Genomic DNA, 20,916 nt, shown 5'->3' with positions numbered 1-20,916 from the left:
TTATTGCCAACAAATAATAAACGGGAAACATTATCCTCCCTTATCAGACACAAAAGAGAGAGCCGTTTCACGAAAAGAATCAGCATCTTTGCCAAATAATAACCTTTTCAAAATCAACAAGCATGAAACAAATCTCCAATTACAAGGCATGGGCTTTTTGTATCGCCATGCTACTTACCACAACGTGGCTGTCAGCACAAACAGACACATCCATCCCCAAGCTTATACAGAAAAACGGACGTTACACACTCTTGGTGGACAACAAACCTTTCTTTGTTCTGGGAGGACAATGCGGAAACTCATCCAACTGGGCCTCCATGCTGCCCAATGTATGGAATGTGATGAAAGAAATGCATGCCAACACATTAGAAATACCGGTATATTGGGAACAACTGGAACCTCAAGAAGGCAAGTTCGACTTCTCACAAGTGCAGTCAGTATTAAATCAGGCACGGCAAAACAATATGAGACTTATCTTCCTCTGGTTTGCCACCTGGAAGAACGGAAGCAATCACTACATGCCCGAATGGATGAAAACAGATTCTAAGAAGTATCCCAATGTTGTCGGCAAAAATGGTCAAGAAGTAGACTCTCCCAGTCCGCATTGTGAAGAAGCGATGAAAGCGGATGCCAAAGCTTTCGCCAGATTCATGGGTTATCTGAAGGAAGCAGATACACAACATACGGTCATCATGGTACAAGTGGAGAATGAACCAGGGACATGGGGCAGCGTAAGAGACTATTCGAAGAAAGCCCAAAAACTATTCGAAGGCTCCATTCCCCAAGAAATTCTGACACCCACTGTTTGTAAAGAACTGAATGTACCGAAAAATGCAAAAGGGAGCTGGAAGGAAGTCTTTGGCGAACGGGCAGACGAATATTTCCATGCATGGTACGTAGCCCGTTATATCAATTATGTGGCCAAAGCAGGAAAAGAAATTTATCCGCTTCCCCTATACATCAATGTTGCCTTAAGAGATCCTCTGACGAATCCCACAGCAGACCACTATGAAAGCGGCGGTGCAACGGACAATGTCATATCCATCTGGAAAGCCGCAGCCCCTGACATCGACTTCGTCGCTCCGGACATCTACCTCCGTGATGACAAGGCGGTCCTGAAAGTGCTCGAACTATATGCCCGCCCCGATAACGCATTAATGGTTCCCGAAACCATCGGAAGCCCGAGATTCCTTTATCATACCATCGCAAAAGGAATCGGCTTTTCCCCATTCGGCGTAGACCAACGGAGGAACTTTTCTCCAGACATGCAAAGGCAATCCCCCTTATCCGCTGAATATGAAATACTAAAACCGATGGCACACTTGCTGGCTGAATGGAGTGCAGAAGACAGGATACACCCTGTCATAGAGCCTTCCGACCATTCAGAACAGTACGTCAGCTTAGGCAGTTGGAAAGCCATCATCAAATTCGGCAACACCCGTGGAGGGCAAACCGCTGCCGCCGAAAAGCGTCCGGCCAACGGAAAGGCCATGATTATCCAACTTGGCGAAAACGAATTCATCGGTATCGGTACTAATTGCCGGTTCACTTTCGAACCAATAGGGAAAAAACAAGGAAAAGCCTGGCAGTACCTGAAAGTACAAGAAGGATTCTATGATGAGAACGGTGATTTCAAAATGCTCCGTATCCTCAACGGTGACCAGACAGACTGGGGAGGACCGCAAGTAGGTGATGCCCCCAGTATCCTCCATTTTACATTGACAACAAGATAACAATAAAAAAATCATACCATGAAACACTCAACATTATCATTACTAATTTGCATAGGAGGATGTTTCTCTGCATGTAGTCCTACCAATGAAAAGGTCAATCCCCTGACACAACACGAGGACGAAATCACAAACATCATAGCAGAAATGACACTGGAAGAAAAAATAAACATGCTCCACGGAAAAAACATGTTTTCATCGGCAGGTGTCGAACGTCTGAATATACCTGACATAGAATATGCCGACGGTCCCTTCGGCATTCGCGAAGAAATGGAACCGCATTCATGGAACTCCTTGCATTTAAGCACCGATTCCGCCACTTTCTTCCCGACAGGCTCTGCCCTTGCAGCTACATGGAGCACGGAAATGGCATACAAATACGGAGAGGGAATGGCTGCCGAAGCTAAACTCCGGGGTAAAGACATGATCTTAGGGCCGGCCATCAACATACAACGCATCCCAACCGGAGGACGTACTTACGAATATTTAAGTGAAGACCCCCTACTGAGTGGTGAACTGGCTGTCAACTATACATTAGGTGCACAAGACCATCAGGAAGCTGTCTGTCTGAAACATTATGCACTGAACAACCAAGAAAACATGCGCGGATTCGTAGACGTAAAAGTTTCCGAACGTGCCATGAGAGAAATTTACCTCGCCCCTTTTGAGGCGGCTGTGAAGAAAGCCAATGCCTACGGTGTAATGGCTGCTTACAATAAAGTGTCAGGTGAATGGTGCTCGGAGAATGACCGCCTCCTGAATAAAATCCTACGCGGTGAATGGGGATTTAAGGGTATCGTCATTTCCGACTGGGGAGGCACCCACTCCACCACAAAAGCTGCACTGGGAGGTCTTGATGTAGAGATGCCCAACGACAGATATTTTGGTAAGGCATTGCTCGATTCGGTACAAGCCGGTGTCGTCTCGGAAAAAGTCATTGACGAGAAAGTAAGGAACCTGCTTCGTGTGCGGCTGGCTATCCCGGCTGTTCCCAAAGAAGAAGCCAATACCCAAATGACTTCCCTGCCTGCCCAGCAGCAGATTGCCTATGAAGTTGCTTCCAGAAGCATCGTATTGCTCAAAAACTCCGGACTGCTGCCCATAAACACCGAAAAAGTGAAGGACATAGCCGTCATCGGAGACAATGCAGTCCGGCATATGGCTACGGGCGGTGTAGGTGCCGGTGTCAAGGCTTTATATGAAATTACACCCTTGGAAGGACTACAGAAGGCTTATGAGGGAACCAATGTCAAAATCAAGTATGCACAAGGTTACCTGCCGCAGGAACGTTCCTCACGGCACAAGCGCAACAGCAACGAAACAGCCTCATCAGAGAAAGAGATCAGAGAAAAAAGCGAACGGCTGGTTCAAGAAGCAATCGCCTTAGCCAAAGAAGCGGACTTGGTCATCTTTGTCGGAGGCAACAACCGCGAAGTGGAAACAGAAGGTTCTGACCGCAAAAATATCACTTTACCATCGCATCAGGACGAATTAATACAGAGCATAGCCAAAGCCAATCCAAACATTGTTTCGGTAATGGTAATTGGTGGTCCTGTTGATTTGCAGACAATAGAGAAAAACTCTTCAAGTATTTTAGTATCTTGGTTTAATGGCTCAGAGGGAGGACATGCCTTAGCAGATGTACTGTCCGGGAAAATTTCGCCTTCGGGGAAATTACCTTTCACTTTTCCTATAAAACTGGAAGATTCGCCAGCCTATCATTTAGGGGTTTACCCTCAGCAACAACCAGAAAGGCCACGCGATGTATTCGTAGACCTCGTAAACAGAGATAAATTCCGTGCAGAGCAAAAAGCCGAAGCTGATTATGCCGAAGACATCTTTGTGGGTTATCGCTGGTATGCCACTAAGAATATATCTCCTCTTTATCCATTCGGCCATGGACTCTCTTATGCAAATTTCCAATATTCAGCGTTGCAAGCCAAAATCAACAAAAGCCAAGTGGACGTCAGTTTCACATTAGATAATATAGGAAAAATGAATGCGGAAGAAGTAGCACAAGTCTACATCACACGCCCTCAATCTGCCATCGAACGTCCGGCACACGAGCTGAAAGGTTTCCAGCGAGTAGCCCTAAAAGCCGGAGAAAGTAAAGAAATTACTATCTCCATACCTCTGGAACAGTTGTGCCATTGGGACGAAAAGAAACATGGTTGGACTTTCGAAGAAGGTCCTGCCATCATCAGGGTAGGCAGTTCCTCTGAGAATTTACCTCTGAATACTGAAATCAATCTTATCAATGTATACAAGCCACAGTAGGGTTCAGGTTCCGGCAGAGAGTCTGCGACTGATTTCTATTCAATAAATAACAGCTAAAAAATAAGGCCATTCCAATCATTTGAATTAGAATGGCCTTTTCCATACCTATTGTCATTTATATCCAGCAGCTTTCGCTATTCGTTTCGGGATTTCCGTATTGTCCATCTTTCCTTTAAACAGCTCGGAACCGATGCCTATAGCAAAAACCGGTACATATCCAGCTGTATGATTTACACTCGTCCACCCCACCATGGCAATCAGGTTCATCACTTTCTTGGCTGCGGCAGCAAGAGGTTCAGTACGTGCATAAAGGGTCTCTTCAAAAACAGCTTTCCTTCTTCTAAAAGAAAGTTCGTATTCATCACGCAACATCCTTTCTTGCTCCCAAGATAATGGCAGTTCCTTCCAGAAGCCCATTTTATCAGCCAATAATGATTGTATATCCTCCCAAGAAACTTTATTGTTTTTATCTTTCCGCAAGTTTGTAATATAACGCGACAAGATATCTTGAGATTGCTTCTGACTAGCCAAAGATTTCAGTGACAACTCGTATTTGATAGTCCCTAAACCCATACCACCCGTTTCATGGTCAGCCGTAACAACAATCAAAGTTTCCTTCGGATGTTTCTTGTAAAACTCATAAGCCACTTTCACCGCATTATCCATATCAATGACTTCTTCAAAAGCAGTAGCAGCGTCATTACCATGGCAGGCATGATCTATTTTCCCACCTTCAACCATTAAAAAGAAACCTTTATCCCGGTCCTTGGTCAAGAAAGAGATGGCACTTTCCGTAATTTGTGCCAATGTCATATCCCCTTCCTTACGGTCGATAGCATAAGGTAAACTGGAAGGCGATGCACCATCTTTCTGGATAAGAATCATCTTACCGGCTTGTGCAGCTTTTATTTTAAAATCATCCAGACCTCTGGCTATCGCATATCCAGCCTCCTCAAAGACAGGAAAAACTGTTGGTGCTTCTTTCCCATTGGCAAAAGTTGCAGGCTTCAAAAAGCCACTACCTGCATAAAAGTCGAATCCAGCCTTTGGAAGATCGAGAGCTATTTCGTAATACATGTTACGATCCGGTTGATGAGCATAAAACACAGCAGGAGTTGCATGATCCACGCTGACACTTGTTGCTATGCCCACTTTCCGACCGGACCTTTTCGCTTGTTCAGCAACAGTTTGAAGGACATTCCTTTCATTATCCATACTAATAGCTCCATTATATGTTTTTTTTCCGGTGGCAAGAGCTGTCCCCGCAGCCGAAGAATCAGTAACAGAATTGGAAGCAGAAAATGTTGTAGCAAAACCCGTAATGGGAAATGCAGTAAACAACAATGGTTTTACTCCAATACGGCCTTCCTGCTCCGCAAGATACATTTCCGTACCATTCACTTGATTTACTCCCATTCCATCACCAATAAAATAGAATACATATTTTGCTTGCTGAGCATAAGCCAGACTAAACAAAAACAGTAAAATGCAAATACACCTCAATCGTTTCATATACTAAAAATTTATAGGTTATTATTTTTAATATCCGGGATTCTGGTCTTCTTCATTAATAAGATCATTATTCAAAATCTCATCCGTAGGAATCGGAAAAAGCATGTAGTAGTCATAGAACGGAAAATCGCGTTTCGTCCAACCTTCATTCATCGGATATTCGCAATTGATAAACTGTTCGGCCATTCCCGATCGACATAAATCATACCACAATTCAAATTCAATGTTGAACTCATGACGGCGTTCAATCGTCAGAGCCACTAACCATACATCTGCCGTATATCCTTTTTCTGCCTTATATCTGGTATAGAAGCTCTTAGCATCAGGCACCTCTACTTTTACCTTATTAAGTTTATAATCATCTCTTACATAAGAAAGATCCTCAAAACCAAACACATATTCACCCGACATCCCAGTTTCCAGATTTCCCCACGCCCTGTTGCGAATCTGCTTGATTATTTCCCAACCGGTTGCCTCATCGTTGGTACGGAAACAGCACTCTGCGTAATCCAACAATACACCTGCATATCGTTTCATGGTAAGTGAACAAGGATTATAGTTATGATCTTTTTTCATGGCTCCATGCTGTTCCCGCCAATATTTCAATGTATAAACATTCGGATTATGGTCTGTCCCTACAAACTCTGCATTATAAGCAGGATCAACCCCTATAGCTTCACCGGTATAAGGATTGGTTTCACCCAATGCAACACACGAATACTGCTTTCGTTTATCACCCGGTTCAAACGAATTATAAAACTCCCATGACAAGCAGAATGAGCCATAACCTGCATGTTCCATAGAAGCACAACGGTAACCCATCTGAATCAAGGCATCAGTAAGTTTACTCGCACTACTGGTCATTGTAGAGAATTTATAGAAGGAATGTTCCCAAACACTTTCTTTCGACCAATAATTTCCCATATCGTGAACTGAAGCAAAACAAGGAAGTAATTCATAAGTCTTACTATCAATAATCTGCTTCAACCTTTGCTTGGCAGAATCATAATCATTATTATACATATAAGCCTCAGCTAAATAGGCCAGACACATACCTTTCGTTACACGCCCATACTGGCCATTTAACGGTTGCCAATCAAGCACACCAGTCGCATATTCCAAATCCTCAATAATGAGCTTCCACATTTCATCAGCTGTTTCAGGACGAGGCTTGGCGGGAGAGGTTGAGTAGTTTTCACCGGTCATCAACATTGGTACACGTCCAAAGTTCTTACCTAAATAAATATAATTATACGCACGCAAGGCACGGGCTTGAGCAATAACTTCATTTTTCGCCTTTATCCCTTCCTTAAATACGGATTCCTTGACACTCTCCATTCCCGCAAGCAGACTGTTTATACGACTGATAGCAGCATACGAGCACTTCCATGAATAACGGAACTGGCTCTCGGAAGCAGTCCACTCATACTTGCAATAATTAAAATCCCATCCGGAAGCTTGTACATCTAAAGTAGGTAAGTTCGCAAGCATCATATGAGGACGTACCCCCCACGAACTCCCTCCGAAACTATTCGGATAAAGCAATTCGTAACATCCCAATAGCCCCTCCTCAATAGTAGATTCATTGGTAAATATATAATCTTCGGGCAAAAATGTATAATAATCCACATCAAATATACCATCACATGAAGTAAATATAAAGGCTGCCAATCCACCGATAACAGATAATATTTTGTTCTTTCTCATATTCTTATTTTTTAAAATTGTAAACTAATACCCACACTATAAGTTCTCTGATAGGGATAACGGCCTGAATCATATCCCACCAAATTCAATCTCCCCGTACCTATCTCCGGATCACCGTATTTATTATAGGAAGAAATCGTGAATAAATTCTCAATGCTCCCATAAATTCTCATTCCCCAATCAAAGGTATAACCGACCTGAATATTTTGAAGTCTGAAGAAATCACCTTTTTTAATCCAAGCATCAGACACACGTGTATTCTTATTATTGTCCGAAACCGTCATACGAGCATATTTGGTACTGTGATTCTCTGGTGTCCAAGCATTACTTATATATTCCTGCAAACAATTCTGGAATTCACCCGTTGAATTATGGATAGAAGACAGACTCATCGCTGAATACGATAGAATATCTTGCCCATAAGCTCCATAACCATAAAGCATAAAATCCCATTTACGATAATTGGCATTAATAGAGATACCATAAGTCAGTTTAGGAAATCCATTGCCTATTATATCCTTATCGTCCGCATTGATATATCCATTACCATCTTTATCCCAATAATAGTAATCACCGGGTTGTGTAGAACCGGATTGGTATTTACCAGTGGAAGACGCATTGTTAAGGGCATCAATTTCGGCCTGATTTTGAAAAATTCCTTTTACACGATAACCATAAAACGAACCTATGGCATATCCATTCTTAATAATGGAATGGTTGTCCCATTCATATCCCTTCGAGGCCTCTGTAGCAAAAATAGGATCACCGACTTCCTTTACTTCATTCCTAAGGGCAGAACCATTCACTCCCACATTGACAAACCAGTCTCCAAAAGTCTTACGATAATTCACAGCAAATTCAAATCCTTTATTTTGGATTTTACCGGCATTCGTATAAATGGAAGTAAAACCTGTAGAAGGACGCATATTACGATCCAGCAACAAATCATAAGAATTACGTATAAAATAATCCAATGTTACATTCAAGGCATTGTCCATAAATCCCATATCAATACCCAAATTGGTCTGTTCATTCGTTTCCCAATGAAGATTCGTATCAATTTCCTTGTCTTTGGCAGCTCCCATCTGTTCTGTGTAATTTACCCCATTCCACCAATAATAATACATCTTACTTGTTGAAATCTGGGCAATAGATTTAGAACCGTCACCATAAGAACTACCAGTTTTACCCCAGCCAATACGAAATTTCAAATTACTGAAAATATTCAGATTCTTTATAAAAGATTCTTCATTCAGTCGCCAAGCTACCGAAGCTGAAGGAAAAGTTCCCCAACGATTTGTACGTCCGAAAGCTGAAGAACCGTCACGACGGATTGTACCAGTAAATAAATACTTATCTTTATAAGAATAAATCAAACGACCGAAATAAGAAAGACTGGTAGTTTTAACTTTTAAAGCACCTTCAACGTTTTTAGTAGTAGAATTCAATGTAGAAGCGATGTCACGATAGTTATCCGCAGGAAAATCCTTAGCGCTTCCTTTTAGTTCAAATCCATCTACCGACTGATTGAATGATTGCCCTACCATAGCATTGATATGATGCCCCTTTGTATCAAAAATATAATTAAAGTAGTTCTCACTGTTCCAATCACTACTACGACTCATTTCCATGGAAAAGGTATCCAAACCATCAGAAGTAATGGTACGTTCATTTCGAGGTGAATAATCCCAAGAACTTTTATTGGTTACATTGTAACTGTTGGTGGTTTTGAATGTTAAGCCTTTCAAAATGTCCACTGTCAAACCAAAATCAATCTGTACCCGGTCTGTAAAATTCTTGCTGTCATTATCGTATGCTCTCGCCACTAAATTGTCACTACCTCTCGGTACATCCCCATTCATCTCTTGCAAAGGTACCCCATAACTTCCGTCAGGATATTTGATAGGTACATTCATCAAATTACCGTTTTCATCAAGATGGTCCATAGTTGGAACCGTCAAAGCATATGGCCGCATGTTCCCACCTCCGTGACTACCAGTACGAACATACGCAAGATTAGTATTAACAGTCAGAAAGTCACGAATTTTGCTGACTGCATTAGCACGGGCTGTAATCCGTTCATACCAAGAATTGATAATGGTACCATCATTTTTTGTATAACCTATGGAAGCCATATAGTTGGAAGTGCTACTGCCTCCGGAGGCCGATAACCGATAATTACGCGACAAAGCAGTCCGTGTCATTTCTTTCTGCCAGTCTATAGTTTGAAGTTGCCCTGCATATTGTTCTCCCCAAGCTAAATTGGTCAAGGACTTACCATCCGCCGCTTTACTCTGACGAACACCCCAAGTAAACAAGTCAGCATCAGCAACATCTATCGTATTGTTTACAGACTGAACCGATAAATTAGCAGTAAAGTTGATACGACTCTTGTTCTTGTCACCTTGTTTAGTAGTAATCATTACCACTCCATTTGCCGCACGCGAACCATAAATTGCAGTTGCCGAGGCATCTTTCAAGACTTCAATAGAAGCAATATCAGCAGGATTAACCATAGAAGCACTACTGATAATACCATCAATGACATAAAGGGGATCGGCAGAACCTTGGACTGTACCGATACCACGAATTCGGATTGTGGTTTCTCCGGAAGGATCACCGCCATTTCTCATGACTTGTACTCCAGCAGCAGCACCTTGCAATGCCTGACCTATATTCACCGGATTACGCTTAGCCATTTCATCAACATTCACTGAAGCCACCGAACCTGTAAGGTCACTCTTCTTAACCATGCCATAACCTACAACCACCACTTCGTCCAAGGTTTCTGCATCTTCTTTCAAAATGACCTTCAATGTACCAGCATTTCCCGAGACTTTAATTGTTTGTGACAAATAGCCTATATAACTAACCTTTAGAATAGCCCCAACAGGACATTGAAAAGAAAAATTTCCATTCATATCAGTAATCATTCCCTGGGCAGTACCCTCTACAATGACATTAGCACCGATAATCGCCTCTCCTTTTTCATCCATCACTTGTCCTTTCACTGTAATGACATTTTGTTGTACAATGGTAACACCTACAAACGGTTGTATAACCATTGCCGCAAGAGGACTGGCACATACCAACGACATGGACACAAGCCCTAAATACTTCCTTACATTTTTCATAAGTACTAAATAATTTGGTTTAACAAAAGCCCTTCTTTCCATCAAGAAAGAGCTATGAAATATCATTCACAAAATTATTTAGCATAGATTAAACATAAGGGAGAAAAAATAGTATTTTTATGCCTGCTTTTGTTTCATAGTTCATTTCTCCATAATAAAGCAACAAAACAAATACACATTTGCACAAAATATACACCCCTCAAAAACGATAGATTCAAAATTCAATCCTTAATTCTCGCCCATTATAACAAACTGTTTTTGAAGAAGAACTACCTGCTATATTCACAATGAATTTCCGATTCTTAACCATACCTGCAAAACGGCCTTTCCGATCACCTATAGTCAAAATACGTTTTTCATTATCCCATGTAATAGGAATTTCACTGTAGGCTCCCGACTCATAATTGTAATTATCATTCTCATCTTCATACAGTACAAACTCCCCATTATCGCCCGGATAAATACGAAGTTCAAGTTTATCCCATTTCCGTTCTGTGGCATATTGTACCTCATTGGTAGTGAAAGGTACGATAGAGCCGGCCTTAACATATACCGGAATAATCTCTATAGGAGTGGCACGTTCCACTACTTGCCCGCCATCCAGAATCTGTCCTGTCCAAAAGTCAATCCACTTAGTATTATCGGGCAAATAGACACTACGCGAAACAGCATCTTCTTCAACAACCGGTGCAACCAAGAAAGCACTTCCAAACATAAATTCATCAGAAATCTGATAGGTTGATGTATCATGAGGAGCTTCCATAGAAAGTTGGCGCAAATAAGAATAACCATTTTTAGTAACTTGCCAAGCCGTAGAGTAAAGATAAGGGAGCAGTGAATAACGTAACTTAATGTATTGTTCCTGCACATCAAAAGCCCAATACCCACGTTCACCAAACTGATAAATTTCACGGGGTGAACCTGTACCATGCGAGCGCATCATCGGATTAAATGTAGCAAACTGAAACCAACGCACATAAAGCTGCTGGTAAGCAGGGTCCTTATGTGCCGTATTATAAACATTGCCATAGGGATGCCATGCACCAATATCGGTATTCCAATAAGGAATGCCACATATCGAAAAATTCAAACCTGCCGGAATCTGTTTCTTGAAAACATCAAAACTTGCACGGATATCACCGCTCCATGAACCGGCACCATAACGTTGCGAACCTATATAGGCCGAACGAGTCAATATATATACACGTTTATCCAAGGTGGTAGCACGCTGATTATCCCAAATAGCCTTACTAGTGTACAGAGGATAAATATTACGGACATTTCTTAAAGTCCCTTCTTTCGTCTGAAAATTGAAATCAGACTGTTTGGCACCATAAAATTCCGGTTCTGTAGCATCCATCCACCATGCCGACATACCAAGCTGGAACATATACCTGTTCATATAATCCCATACTATCCCACGAGCTTCCGGATTAAAAGCGTCATAGACTTTTGCCTCACGGGGCGAAGAAACCATAGGATATAATGCACCCTTTTTATCAAGTTCCTTGAAAATTTCCGTTCCATTTCCAAAACTCGGCCATACAGAAATCATCATTTTCACATTCATCTTCCTTAAACTGGAAAACATCTCTTGAGGTCTGGAAAAATTTGGATTAAGAAACTGAATCGCATTCCAAGAAGAATTATCCTCTCCCCAATAACGCCAATCCTGAATTATCCCATCAAGCGGTACGCCCAATTTACGATATTTTTCAGCAACCTCTACCACCTCATCTTGCGACTTATATCTTTCCTTACACTGCCAAAAGCCCAAAGTCCATAAAGGTACCATAGGAGCTTGTCCCGAAAGCTGTCGCAAAAGTGCTACAGTAGCATCGCCATTTCCACCATAAAGAAAATAATAGTCTATCGCTTCACCAGCTTCTGATCTAAATGATGTCCCCATAGGCGTATCATCAAATGTCGTAATCGAATAATTATCCCAATAAAGACCATAACCTTTGACAGACGCGAAATAAGGTACAGCAATCTGCATGTTATTTTGTTCAAGAACCAACCGCTGGTTCCGCTGATTCATCTTGCCAGTCTGCTGTTGGCCCAGTCCGTAAATAACCTCATCCTCGTCCAAAATAAATGATTGCGACACTTCATAAGTATTCTCAACAATAGTCCGCATCTTTCCTCTATCCAAACCGGGAGTATTTTGTCCTGGAGCACTTTGAGTAGGTACAACCTCACCAGTAACATGAGATTCCACCTTCTTTTCCCTTATTCTCTGAACATATTGCAACGGCATCAACTGGACACCGTAGTCTTTTTCAGTCAAGAGTTTACTCCCATCCAGATTACTGAACTGGACACGTCCCGTATTTAAATCTAGAATAACTTCCAACAATGAAGAAGAAGCTTTTACCATATCGTTTTGCCGAGAAACATTGACTTCAACCTGAGTAGGTTCAAGCACCACAGCCAGACTTTTCCTCAGATTGACATTGCCCGACTCCAGTGTCTTCGAAACTCTAACAATATTGGGAGTATAAAACTCCACCTTAACAACCACCCCTTTGACTGTCACGACAAAACCATTACTTCTTGCCTGTACTTGGGCAAGCACTACTGTTGACCATAAAATCGCACATAATGCAAATAGAATTTTTTTCATTTTGATATACTATGAAATAAATAGAATCCAATTAATGCAAATATAGAGATTTACAATTCTCTGCAGTGTCCCAAATATTTCTTTGAAAGGGTAAAATTGTTGCCGAATAAATGTTCAAACACATTTATATAGCCTACAGAACACATTTTATACCTCCATTCCTTCCGGCTACCTATAAACACACAATCACCCGTAACAGTATCAACAACAGTAAATTCACGTACCTCGCCATCATTATATTACGGCAACTTTCCCCTGACGGGGCAAGATACATATAATTTTAGAGTTATTCGCCTGACAATAAAGTAATGAAACTGATGGCCGGCAAATGTACCCGTACCAGTCCATTCTCTACCTTCACAGCAGTTTCCTTCATGCAGTCCTTTGTATTGGTCACATAGACTTTCAGTTTCTTCACTTCTGCAGGGATACCGGAGATGACAGCCTCGCAATCCGCCCCATTATTGACCATATGGACGGCATATTCTCCGCGCACCATATTTCCGAAAGCCGCACAGTTTACATTTTTCTTGCTGCTACTGACCGGAATGGCCAAAGCATCGGCCGGAGTGGAGGCCAGTTGCTTGATATTCCAGAAACGTTGCGTAGGACGCAAAGGACCTTTGGAACCATAAATGCCGCCTCCCCACAACAACGAATAGTCTGAAGTGAGCTGCCACTGCAAGATGGACAATGGTTGGCAAATCGTACAAATACGTGTATACAGATTGATTTCATAAAGTGCAAACGTCGACTCATTGAATATCTCGGCATAACCATGAGCAGCGGCATCCGTACTACCCTCACCAACCAAGAGTGGTACATTAATCTCTTTGGCAGCATCCGCCCACTTCCTTAACGTAACATCATCACAACCACGCCATGAATGGAAAGAAACTGCACCAATATACTTATGAGTCTCAGGATTGTTCAAAGCAGGAAGGATAAAATCAAAAGTCGTAGCATCCGAATTGTCGCCAAGCAGCATACGGGTAGGAAGATTCAACCCTGCCAGATAAGCACCGAATTCCTGAATGAAATCTGCATGCTCCTGCGGCGTGTGAAGGACATCAATACCCAAATCCGATTCGTTGAACGAGAACATGGAGAACTCAATACCATAATACCGTTTAGCATACAACAGATAATCTGCCATGGATTTATAAATCTTCTCCTTTTTCCGGCTATCCAGACGATAAGCAATGACACCACCTTGACGGGCATAACTTGCAGGACCTCCGTCAATGGCCCATGCAGGCGGAAACCAACAGCTTAGTATTACCGGCATTCCCATCGCCTTCAAGCGCTTTGCCATGAGGAGACTTTCCTCCACCCGCTTGTTCAGTCCCCCATTCTGTGCCACGGCAATAGGATCGGATTCTTCTTCGGGTTGCCACAATCTCCACGGAAATTCCACACGGCCATAAGCTACGCGCAAGTTTTCCAGACAGTAATCTATCACTTTAGGGTCGGCAGCAGGATTCTGCAGGCGGAAATTCCCTCCAAAGCCTGCAAACAAACTTCCCGGATTCTGCATATCCAATGTAATTTCCGCGTCACTGTGATCTATCACTCCGGAAGCATGCAGTTCCATAGACAATGCTGTTCTCCCAGCCTTTTTCAGAATCGACATCAGCGAGATATACACAACAGTACCGGTAGACTCTTTTTCAACCGTGGCCTTTACAGACTTATTGAACTTGAATTCCAACTTCCTATTGGCCGAAGTAACGGTCAGCTTCCTGCCACTTGTCCTTACTTTGGCATCAACGTAGTTTTCCGGACTTAAAGCAATACAGTAATAGGCTGTCTGGTTCAAAGTAGTGTCCGACAGCGCATCAATAGAAATCTCCACCAAGCCTTTTCCCTTATCAGTCACTTTCTGATGGAACTTTACACCTCGTAGAGTAGTCGTCACTTCCTGCATATCCCCCTCACGATGGAAAACGGGACGGACCTGCTTCTCCTTTCCAGTAATCTCCATATCTCCTTTCAAGGTTCCGACACGCAGGGATGACTCAAAGTCTATCAATTCACCGTCTACACGGACACCCGTGATATTGCTCCATGCCATCACTTCCGTCTGGGCAGAAAGCGGCAGAGATAATATACCACACAGCAATACAACTATTCCAAACTGGAAAATTCGTAAATTCTTCATAATATCAAATCTATAAAAGGTTGTCATTTCAGTCTGGTATCAATCTCAAACCCCATACGGCTGTTATGATAGGGACAATTCCACATACTTGCTTTAGGCTCCTTGTAGCGGGGAGTTCCATCTTCCAGCACCGTTCTGAACCATTCACCATACTCCTTGTCTATCATCCGTGATTTGATGAAGTTCCAAGTGCGGACGGCACTGTCCAAATAAGATTGTTCACCAGTCAGTTGCCAGGCATTGATACAACCGACCACAGTTTCCGCCTGGCACCACCAGGAAGCATCCTTCCTGATTTTGTCCTTATGCCGTTCGTACATCATGGCGCCCATCGGGTTGATGCCCTCTTTCAAGGAGGCGTCTGCAAGTTCCAATGCTACCTTCCTGCACCTCCCGATAACCTCCGGGTCACCCAGAGCCTCTGCAGCTTCCGTCAGCAACCAGGAAGTTTCGATGTCATGCCCGTAAGAGTCGATGTCATCCAGATTGTTCCAATTCGAATCACAGTACAATATCAGGTGATGTGTTTGTGGATTGTAGAGCTTGGTTATTATCAAATCTATTACTTTTGTAAGACGTTCGCGTAGGCCATTATCCTTCCATACTTTATATAAAGCTGTGTATGCCTCCAATACGTGGATATGGGTATTCATTGTTTTGGTGGCAACGCCATCTCCATCATATCCCAGCTTTTGGGGAACTCCCCATTCGCGGGTGAAAGATTCTATATAACCATCGTTTACGGGGTCTTTGATTCTGCTCTCCATGGTCCGGTAAAGTTCTATGGCTTTTTGCAGGCTTTCATTGTTGCCCGTTGCTCTAAAATGTTCGGACAAACCGTAGATAGCATAAGAGCAGCCGTAAGTCTGCTTGTTCGTATCCAATGGGGTACCGTCCGCTTTTATCAGCCAATATACGCCTCCATACTGCGAATCAATGAAGTGGTCTATGAAATACCGTTGCGCCCTGTCAGCCAATTTACGGTAGGCAGTATCGCCATACATCCGGTAGGCGGTTGAAAAAGTCCAAAGGATGCGGGCATTCAGTACACCACCTTTGGGAGCATCCGCTATCGGGGCACCGTCACGTCCCAATGAACCATAAAAGCCTCCGGAAGAATCTACGCTGTATCTTTCCCAAAAAGAGAGGATATTCTCTTTCAAGTCCGAGGTTATTTCATCTTTTAAAACCTTGTCTACGTGTGACTGTGCTTGCAGGAAAGGTGTAACCAGCAACCATACTGTAATCAGCAAAAAAACGGAAAACATACGTTTCATAATATAGCGATTTAAGGAATTAATCATAGTTACATTGCAAATGTACAAAAAAACAAGTTGCCACTACTCACTACCATCCTTTTTCAATGGATACAATTGGTTCCGATAAAGGCTGTTTTTGGGTACTGAGTCCTTGTTTTACCAGACATCAGCTTTTATTAGCTCAAACGTTGGTATCTGGCAGTTCAAACACCATTGTATGACAAATATAACAATGAATATCATAAAAATAGAGGAAAAAGACACATTTCATAACGTTATTGGCTACAAACAAAAGCCATCCGTTTCCTTTTTAGTCCGTATATTAGTAGAAAATTTCGTAACTCAAAAATAGATACTATGAGAAAGAAACATTTCCTATTTGCATCAGTCTTGGCACTGCTTTGCGGCAGCAGTACGCTGCATGCGCAAGACTTCAAGCTGACATCCTCCGGTTATTTCAAGAACCAGGGAGTCGACGTCATGGCTTTTGATGACATCTATCCCGAAGGACACCAGGGAGGGGTATGCATCATCATGAACGGACACCGTGTGGCAACAAACGGAGACATCCGCCTGGAAGCCACGCCCGGACAATGGCAACCCGTACCGAAACAGCTCGACCGGAAGCTCGGTGACAACAGCATCACCGCCACGCTGTGCTATCCCGACTCCTCACGCCATCTCACCGGATTCAACCCGATGATTTACCCGGACCTCCACCTTATATATACGGTAAACGTGGAAAGCAAAGGTAAAAACATAGAGGTGACCGTAGATCTTGACCGCCCCATTCCCCAGGAATTCATCGGAAAAGTGGGCTTCAACCTTGAATTCTTCCCGGGTTCCCTCTTCGGCAAGCCCTGGATTATGGACGGTCAGAGCGGCATCTTCCCGCAACAGCCCAACTCCCCCCTGATGACAACCCAGCCCAACTATCTGCATACAGGAAACTATCATGACGGCAAAAAATCGCTGGCAGACATGGACAAACTGATAGGAAAAGGTTACAGCCCGATTGTGGCAGACGACATCATCAGCGAACCTTATGCCAAAGGAACCAAGTTCACCTCCCGGCCCGATGACCCTTACAACAAAGTTACCATCGAATCATTGAGCGGTGACCTGCAACTGTTTGACGGGCGTATGAACCACAACAACGGCTGGTTCGTACTGCGCAGCAACATAAAACCGGGTGTCACCAAAGGTGCCGTCAAATGGATTATCACTCCGAACGTAGTGGCCGACTGGATGTATCAGCCGGTTATCCAGACTTCACAGATAGGTTATCATCCCACTCAGGACAAGGAAGCCGTCATCGAAATGGATATACGTGACAACAGAAAGGAAACGGCACAAATCATCCGCATTGACGCAGACGGCGAGAAAGTGGTCAAGAACGTCACTCCTGCCAATTGGGGCAAGTTCCTGAGATACAACTATCTGAAGGTGGACTTCACGGATGTGAAGGAACCGGGACTCTACAAGATTAAATACGATACCTCCGTATCCCCTATCTTCCGCATCGACAATGACGTATATGCCCGCGGCGTATGGCAGCCCGTACTAGAATACTTCCTTCCCGTACAGATGTGCCACATGCGCGTCAACGAAAAATACCGCGTATGGCACGACTGCTGCCACATGGACGATGCCCAGATGGCACCGGCACACAATCATATCGACGGCTACGACCAGAAAGAGGGCCTGTCCAAGTTCAAACCGGGTGAAGTGGTTCCCGGAGTGAACATAGGCGGCTGGCACGATGCCGGAGACTTTGACCTCCGCATCGAATCCCAAGCCGGAGAATCCTATATCCTGGCACTGGCCTACGAAGCTTTCCACCCGAATCTCGACGTGACTTCCATCGACCAGATAAACCGTGTGACGGAAATCCACCAGCCCGACGGTAAGAATGACTTGCTGCAACAAGTAGAGAACGGCGCCCTTACGGTAGTCAACGGCTACCTGGCACTGGGACGTCTCTACCGGGGAATCATCTGCAACAACCTTCGCCAATACGTACTTCTGGGTGATGCCGCCGCCATGACGGACGGAAAAATCGGTAATGAAGACGACCGTTGGATATTTACAGAAGACAACCCCGGACGAGAACTGTCGACAGCCGCCCAACTTGCTGCCGTATCACGCGTATTGAAAGGCTTCAATGATACATTGAGTGTACATTGTCTCGACATTGCCCGCAAAGTATATGCTTCTACCGGAAACGGCAACAACAGAGCCTTGTTCCCCAAAGTGCAGGCAGCCGTAGAACTGTACCTCACCACGGGCGAACAACCCTATATGGACTTCATTCTGGACAACAAAGAGCTCATCATCAAGCAGATAGGCCGCATCGGCTGGTACACGGCACGTGTGGAAAAACAGTTTGCACAAATGAAGAACAAGAAAGCCAAAGCTTTCTCCACCGCTTTCCGCAAAGCTCTGACCGGATATGAACAAGAGCTGAACAAGCAAGTGCAGGAGACTCCTTACGGCATTCCCTACCGTCCACATATCTGGGGTGCAGGCTGGGATATACAGCGTTTCGGCTTCCAGCACTACTTCCTGACAACCGCCTATCCGGAAATATTCCCGAAAGCACCGGTATTCAATGCCCTCAACTTCATTCTCGGATGCCACCCGGGCTCCAACCAAGCTTCCTTCGCCTCGGGTGTCGGCGCACAATCAGCCACTGTGGGCTACGGACTGAACCGCGCAGACTGGTCGTATATTCCCGGTGGAGTCATTTCCGGTACAGCTCTTATCCGTCCCGACTTCCCGGAACTCCTCACGTTCCCGTTCCTCTGGCAGCAAACTGAATATGTGCTGGGAGGAGGTTCATCCCACTATATGTTCCTGGTACTTGCAGCAGAACAGTTGCTGAAACAATAAGAAAGACAGAGGGGGAACAAAACCCTCTGGATGTTTTCTTTTAGGCGCGGATTACACGGATTTCACGGATTTAGTTTACTGCATCCATGGATTCCGCGTAACCCGCGCCTAATATTATAGTATAATGAAAGTGTTTATCTACTTTCCATTCTTTCACCAATTATCCGTACGGAACGGAATGGTAGGCAATTCATTTCCGCCAATCATCGTACCAATCTGGAAATCATGGAAACAGTAGCGCACGCTGACGGGATGGGATACCTTTTCTGAAGAGATTACCACTTCATTCGTCTGCCAGTGCAGCCATACTTTGTCGGCAGGATGGAACACACGGTCCTCGCCTGCCACTTCGAAGCCACGAAGGTCATAGTTACGGCAGATACCCATTTCCAGGTGGTCGAAAGAGACCCAGGCTTCATTGCCTTTAGCGGTCCATGACTTATATTGTGGGCCGAAACAGTGTATCTGCTTCAATCCATAGGTGAGGTTCAATGCCAGATAACTCAAACGTTGGCCCACCTTCGTCTTGTTGCGGGGATGGATATTGTATATCTCATAAGGCTCTACAAGGTCGTTTGTAGAAATCATGGCACTGTTCGGAATCAGGCTTTGGGCACGGAATTGCGCTTCACGTAGGTAAGCAGCTTTCTCTTGCTGGGTACCTCCATAGGCGTACGGCGCTATTTCGGCAAAGTAGAAAGGCAATTCGCCCAGTCCCCATTCTTTGCGCCACAGCTGCACCATATCGGCCAAACGCTCGGCGTATGTTTCATGACGGCCTACGTTAGACTCGCCTTGATACCAGATGAATCCCTTTATGGTATAGTTCTGAAGCGGCTTCAGCATGGCATTGTACATCAGCATGGGGCGGTGCATGGGGTGCAGGCGTTCGATGGAATCGGGGTTGAGGGAAATGTCCGGATAGTTTTCCAGCAACTCCCGGCTTATCCAACCTTCCACAGTGGCTCCACCGTAGGCACTGCTGATGATACCCACGGGAATACGGAGGGCACGGCTCAGTGAAGTTGCGAAATAGTAAGCTGTTGCACTGAAATCGGGTGCGGTTTCTATGGAAGATATGTTCCAGCTACCTTTGCAGTCGGTTTGCGGTTCATAAGTCTGGTGCTTGGAAACGGTGAACATACGCACGCCTTTGTTTTCGGCAGAAGCTATAATATCATCTGCTCCATTCATGATGCAACAGCCGGCAAAGCCTTTCAGGGGCATTTCCATATTGCTCTGGCCGGAGGCAAGCCATACTTCACCGATTAGGATATTCTTCAACGTAGTTTTTTCTCCGTCATCAAAGGTTATCTCATAAAGCGTGTACCCTGCTGCCGGAGTTTTCACGGCAAGCAGCCAATGGCCATCCTTATCGGCACGGCAAGTCGTTGTCTGTCCATTCCACGAAGGCGTGACGCGTACTTCGGCTTTCGGTGCAGCCGTTCCCCACAGTTTCACTTCAGTCTGCTGCTGGAGTATCATGTTGTCGCCTACCAGTGCAGGCAGCTTTACTTTGGCGCCCAGCGAGGCGGCGCAACATAATAGAATCAATGCAAGAGTCTTACTTTTCATAGTATATTTGCGTTCTAAATATTTATAATCGAATATGTAAACC

10 protein-coding genes are annotated in these 20,916 nt (G+C 44.1%); 3 read left to right on the top strand and 7 right to left on the bottom strand.

The features are described from left to right. Window positions 1-122 precede the first annotated feature (122 nt). Window positions 123-1,733, top strand: coding sequence for a DUF5597 domain-containing protein (locus tag DW800_RS04215; protein WP_044468307.1), 1,611 nt, complete (start codon window positions 123-125; stop codon window positions 1,731-1,733). Between the two features lie 18 nt (window positions 1,734-1,751). Beyond that, window positions 1,752-4,007 (top strand): glycoside hydrolase family 3 C-terminal domain-containing protein, encoded by a 2,256-nt coding sequence (locus tag DW800_RS04210; RefSeq protein WP_044468306.1) that lies wholly within the window; start codon window positions 1,752-1,754, stop codon window positions 4,005-4,007. 111 nt (window positions 4,008-4,118) lie between these two features. Here the strand turns inward: DW800_RS04210 and DW800_RS04205 are convergent, their stop codons facing one another. The 6 genes from DW800_RS04205 to DW800_RS04180 all read right to left on the bottom strand — a co-directional run bounded on the left by DW800_RS04205 (window position 4,119) and on the right by DW800_RS04180 (window position 16,424). Further along, on the bottom strand, window positions 4,119-5,519 hold the full coding sequence (locus DW800_RS04205; RefSeq protein WP_117703889.1) for an alkaline phosphatase: 1,401 nt from the start codon (window positions 5,517-5,519) through the stop codon (window positions 4,119-4,121). A gap of 27 nt (window positions 5,520-5,546) precedes the next feature. Further along, window positions 5,547-7,226 (bottom strand): RagB/SusD family nutrient uptake outer membrane protein, encoded by a 1,680-nt coding sequence (locus DW800_RS04200; RefSeq protein WP_016272264.1) that lies wholly within the window; start codon window positions 7,224-7,226, stop codon window positions 5,547-5,549. 11 nt (window positions 7,227-7,237) lie between these two features. Then, complete coding sequence (locus DW800_RS04195; protein WP_117703888.1) at window positions 7,238-10,426, bottom strand: SusC/RagA family TonB-linked outer membrane protein; 3,189 nt, start codon at window positions 10,424-10,426, stop codon at window positions 7,238-7,240. A gap of 148 nt (window positions 10,427-10,574) precedes the next feature. Continuing rightward, window positions 10,575-12,986: a TIM-barrel domain-containing protein gene (locus tag DW800_RS04190; RefSeq protein ID WP_117703887.1), complete on the bottom strand. Its 2,412-nt coding sequence runs from the start codon at window positions 12,984-12,986 to the stop codon at window positions 10,575-10,577. 286 nt (window positions 12,987-13,272) lie between these two features. After that, entirely contained in the window at window positions 13,273-15,147 is a 1,875-nt protein-coding gene (locus DW800_RS04185) for a hypothetical protein (RefSeq protein WP_227224273.1), read from the bottom strand. 23 nt (window positions 15,148-15,170) lie between these two features. Further along, window positions 15,171-16,424: an AGE family epimerase/isomerase gene (locus DW800_RS04180; RefSeq protein WP_044469000.1), complete on the bottom strand. Its 1,254-nt coding sequence runs from the start codon at window positions 16,422-16,424 to the stop codon at window positions 15,171-15,173. A gap of 339 nt (window positions 16,425-16,763) precedes the next feature. Here DW800_RS04180 and DW800_RS04175 point away from each other — a divergent pair, with 339 nt between their 5' ends. After that, window positions 16,764-19,298, top strand: a complete 2,535-nt coding sequence (locus tag DW800_RS04175) for a glycoside hydrolase family 9 protein (RefSeq protein ID WP_044468313.1) — start codon at window positions 16,764-16,766, stop codon at window positions 19,296-19,298. A 153-nt stretch (window positions 19,299-19,451) separates the two neighbouring features. Here DW800_RS04175 and DW800_RS04170 read toward each other — a convergent pair whose 3' ends face one another. Then, complete coding sequence (locus DW800_RS04170; RefSeq protein WP_044468314.1) at window positions 19,452-20,873, bottom strand: sialate O-acetylesterase; 1,422 nt, start codon at window positions 20,871-20,873, stop codon at window positions 19,452-19,454. Between the last annotated feature and the right edge of the window lie 43 nt (window positions 20,874-20,916).

Origin of the sequence: Bacteroides sp. AM32-11AC (assembly GCF_003603515.1) — a bacterium.
GTDB lineage: Bacteria > Bacteroidota > Bacteroidia > Bacteroidales > Bacteroidaceae > Bacteroides > Bacteroides uniformis.
This window is presented reverse-complemented; position numbering and strand designations above follow the sequence as displayed.

Bases quoted from the DNA above. Each gene is read 5' to 3' on its own strand.
- DW800_RS04215 (WP_044468307.1), top strand. From the start codon at position 123: ATGAAACAAATCTCCAATTACAAGGCATGGGCTTTTTGTATCGCCATG.
- DW800_RS04210 (WP_044468306.1), top strand. From the start codon at position 1,752: ATGAAACACTCAACATTATCATTACTAATTTGCATAGGAGGATGTTTC.
- DW800_RS04205 (WP_117703889.1), bottom strand. From the start codon at position 5,519: ATGAAACGATTGAGGTGTATTTGCATTTTACTGTTTTTGTTTAGTCTG.
- DW800_RS04200 (WP_016272264.1), bottom strand. From the start codon at position 7,226: ATGAGAAAGAACAAAATATTATCTGTTATCGGTGGATTGGCAGCCTTT.
- DW800_RS04195 (WP_117703888.1), bottom strand. From the start codon at position 10,426: ATGATATTTCATAGCTCTTTCTTGATGGAAAGAAGGGCTTTTGTTAAA.
- DW800_RS04190 (WP_117703887.1), bottom strand. From the start codon at position 12,986: ATGAAAAAAATTCTATTTGCATTATGTGCGATTTTATGGTCAACAGTA.
- DW800_RS04185 (WP_227224273.1), bottom strand. From the start codon at position 15,147: ATGAAGAATTTACGAATTTTCCAGTTTGGAATAGTTGTATTGCTGTGT.
- DW800_RS04180 (WP_044469000.1), bottom strand. From the start codon at position 16,424: ATGAAACGTATGTTTTCCGTTTTTTTGCTGATTACAGTATGGTTGCTG.
- DW800_RS04175 (WP_044468313.1), top strand. From the start codon at position 16,764: ATGAGAAAGAAACATTTCCTATTTGCATCAGTCTTGGCACTGCTTTGC.
- DW800_RS04170 (WP_044468314.1), bottom strand. From the start codon at position 20,873: ATGAAAAGTAAGACTCTTGCATTGATTCTATTATGTTGCGCCGCCTCG.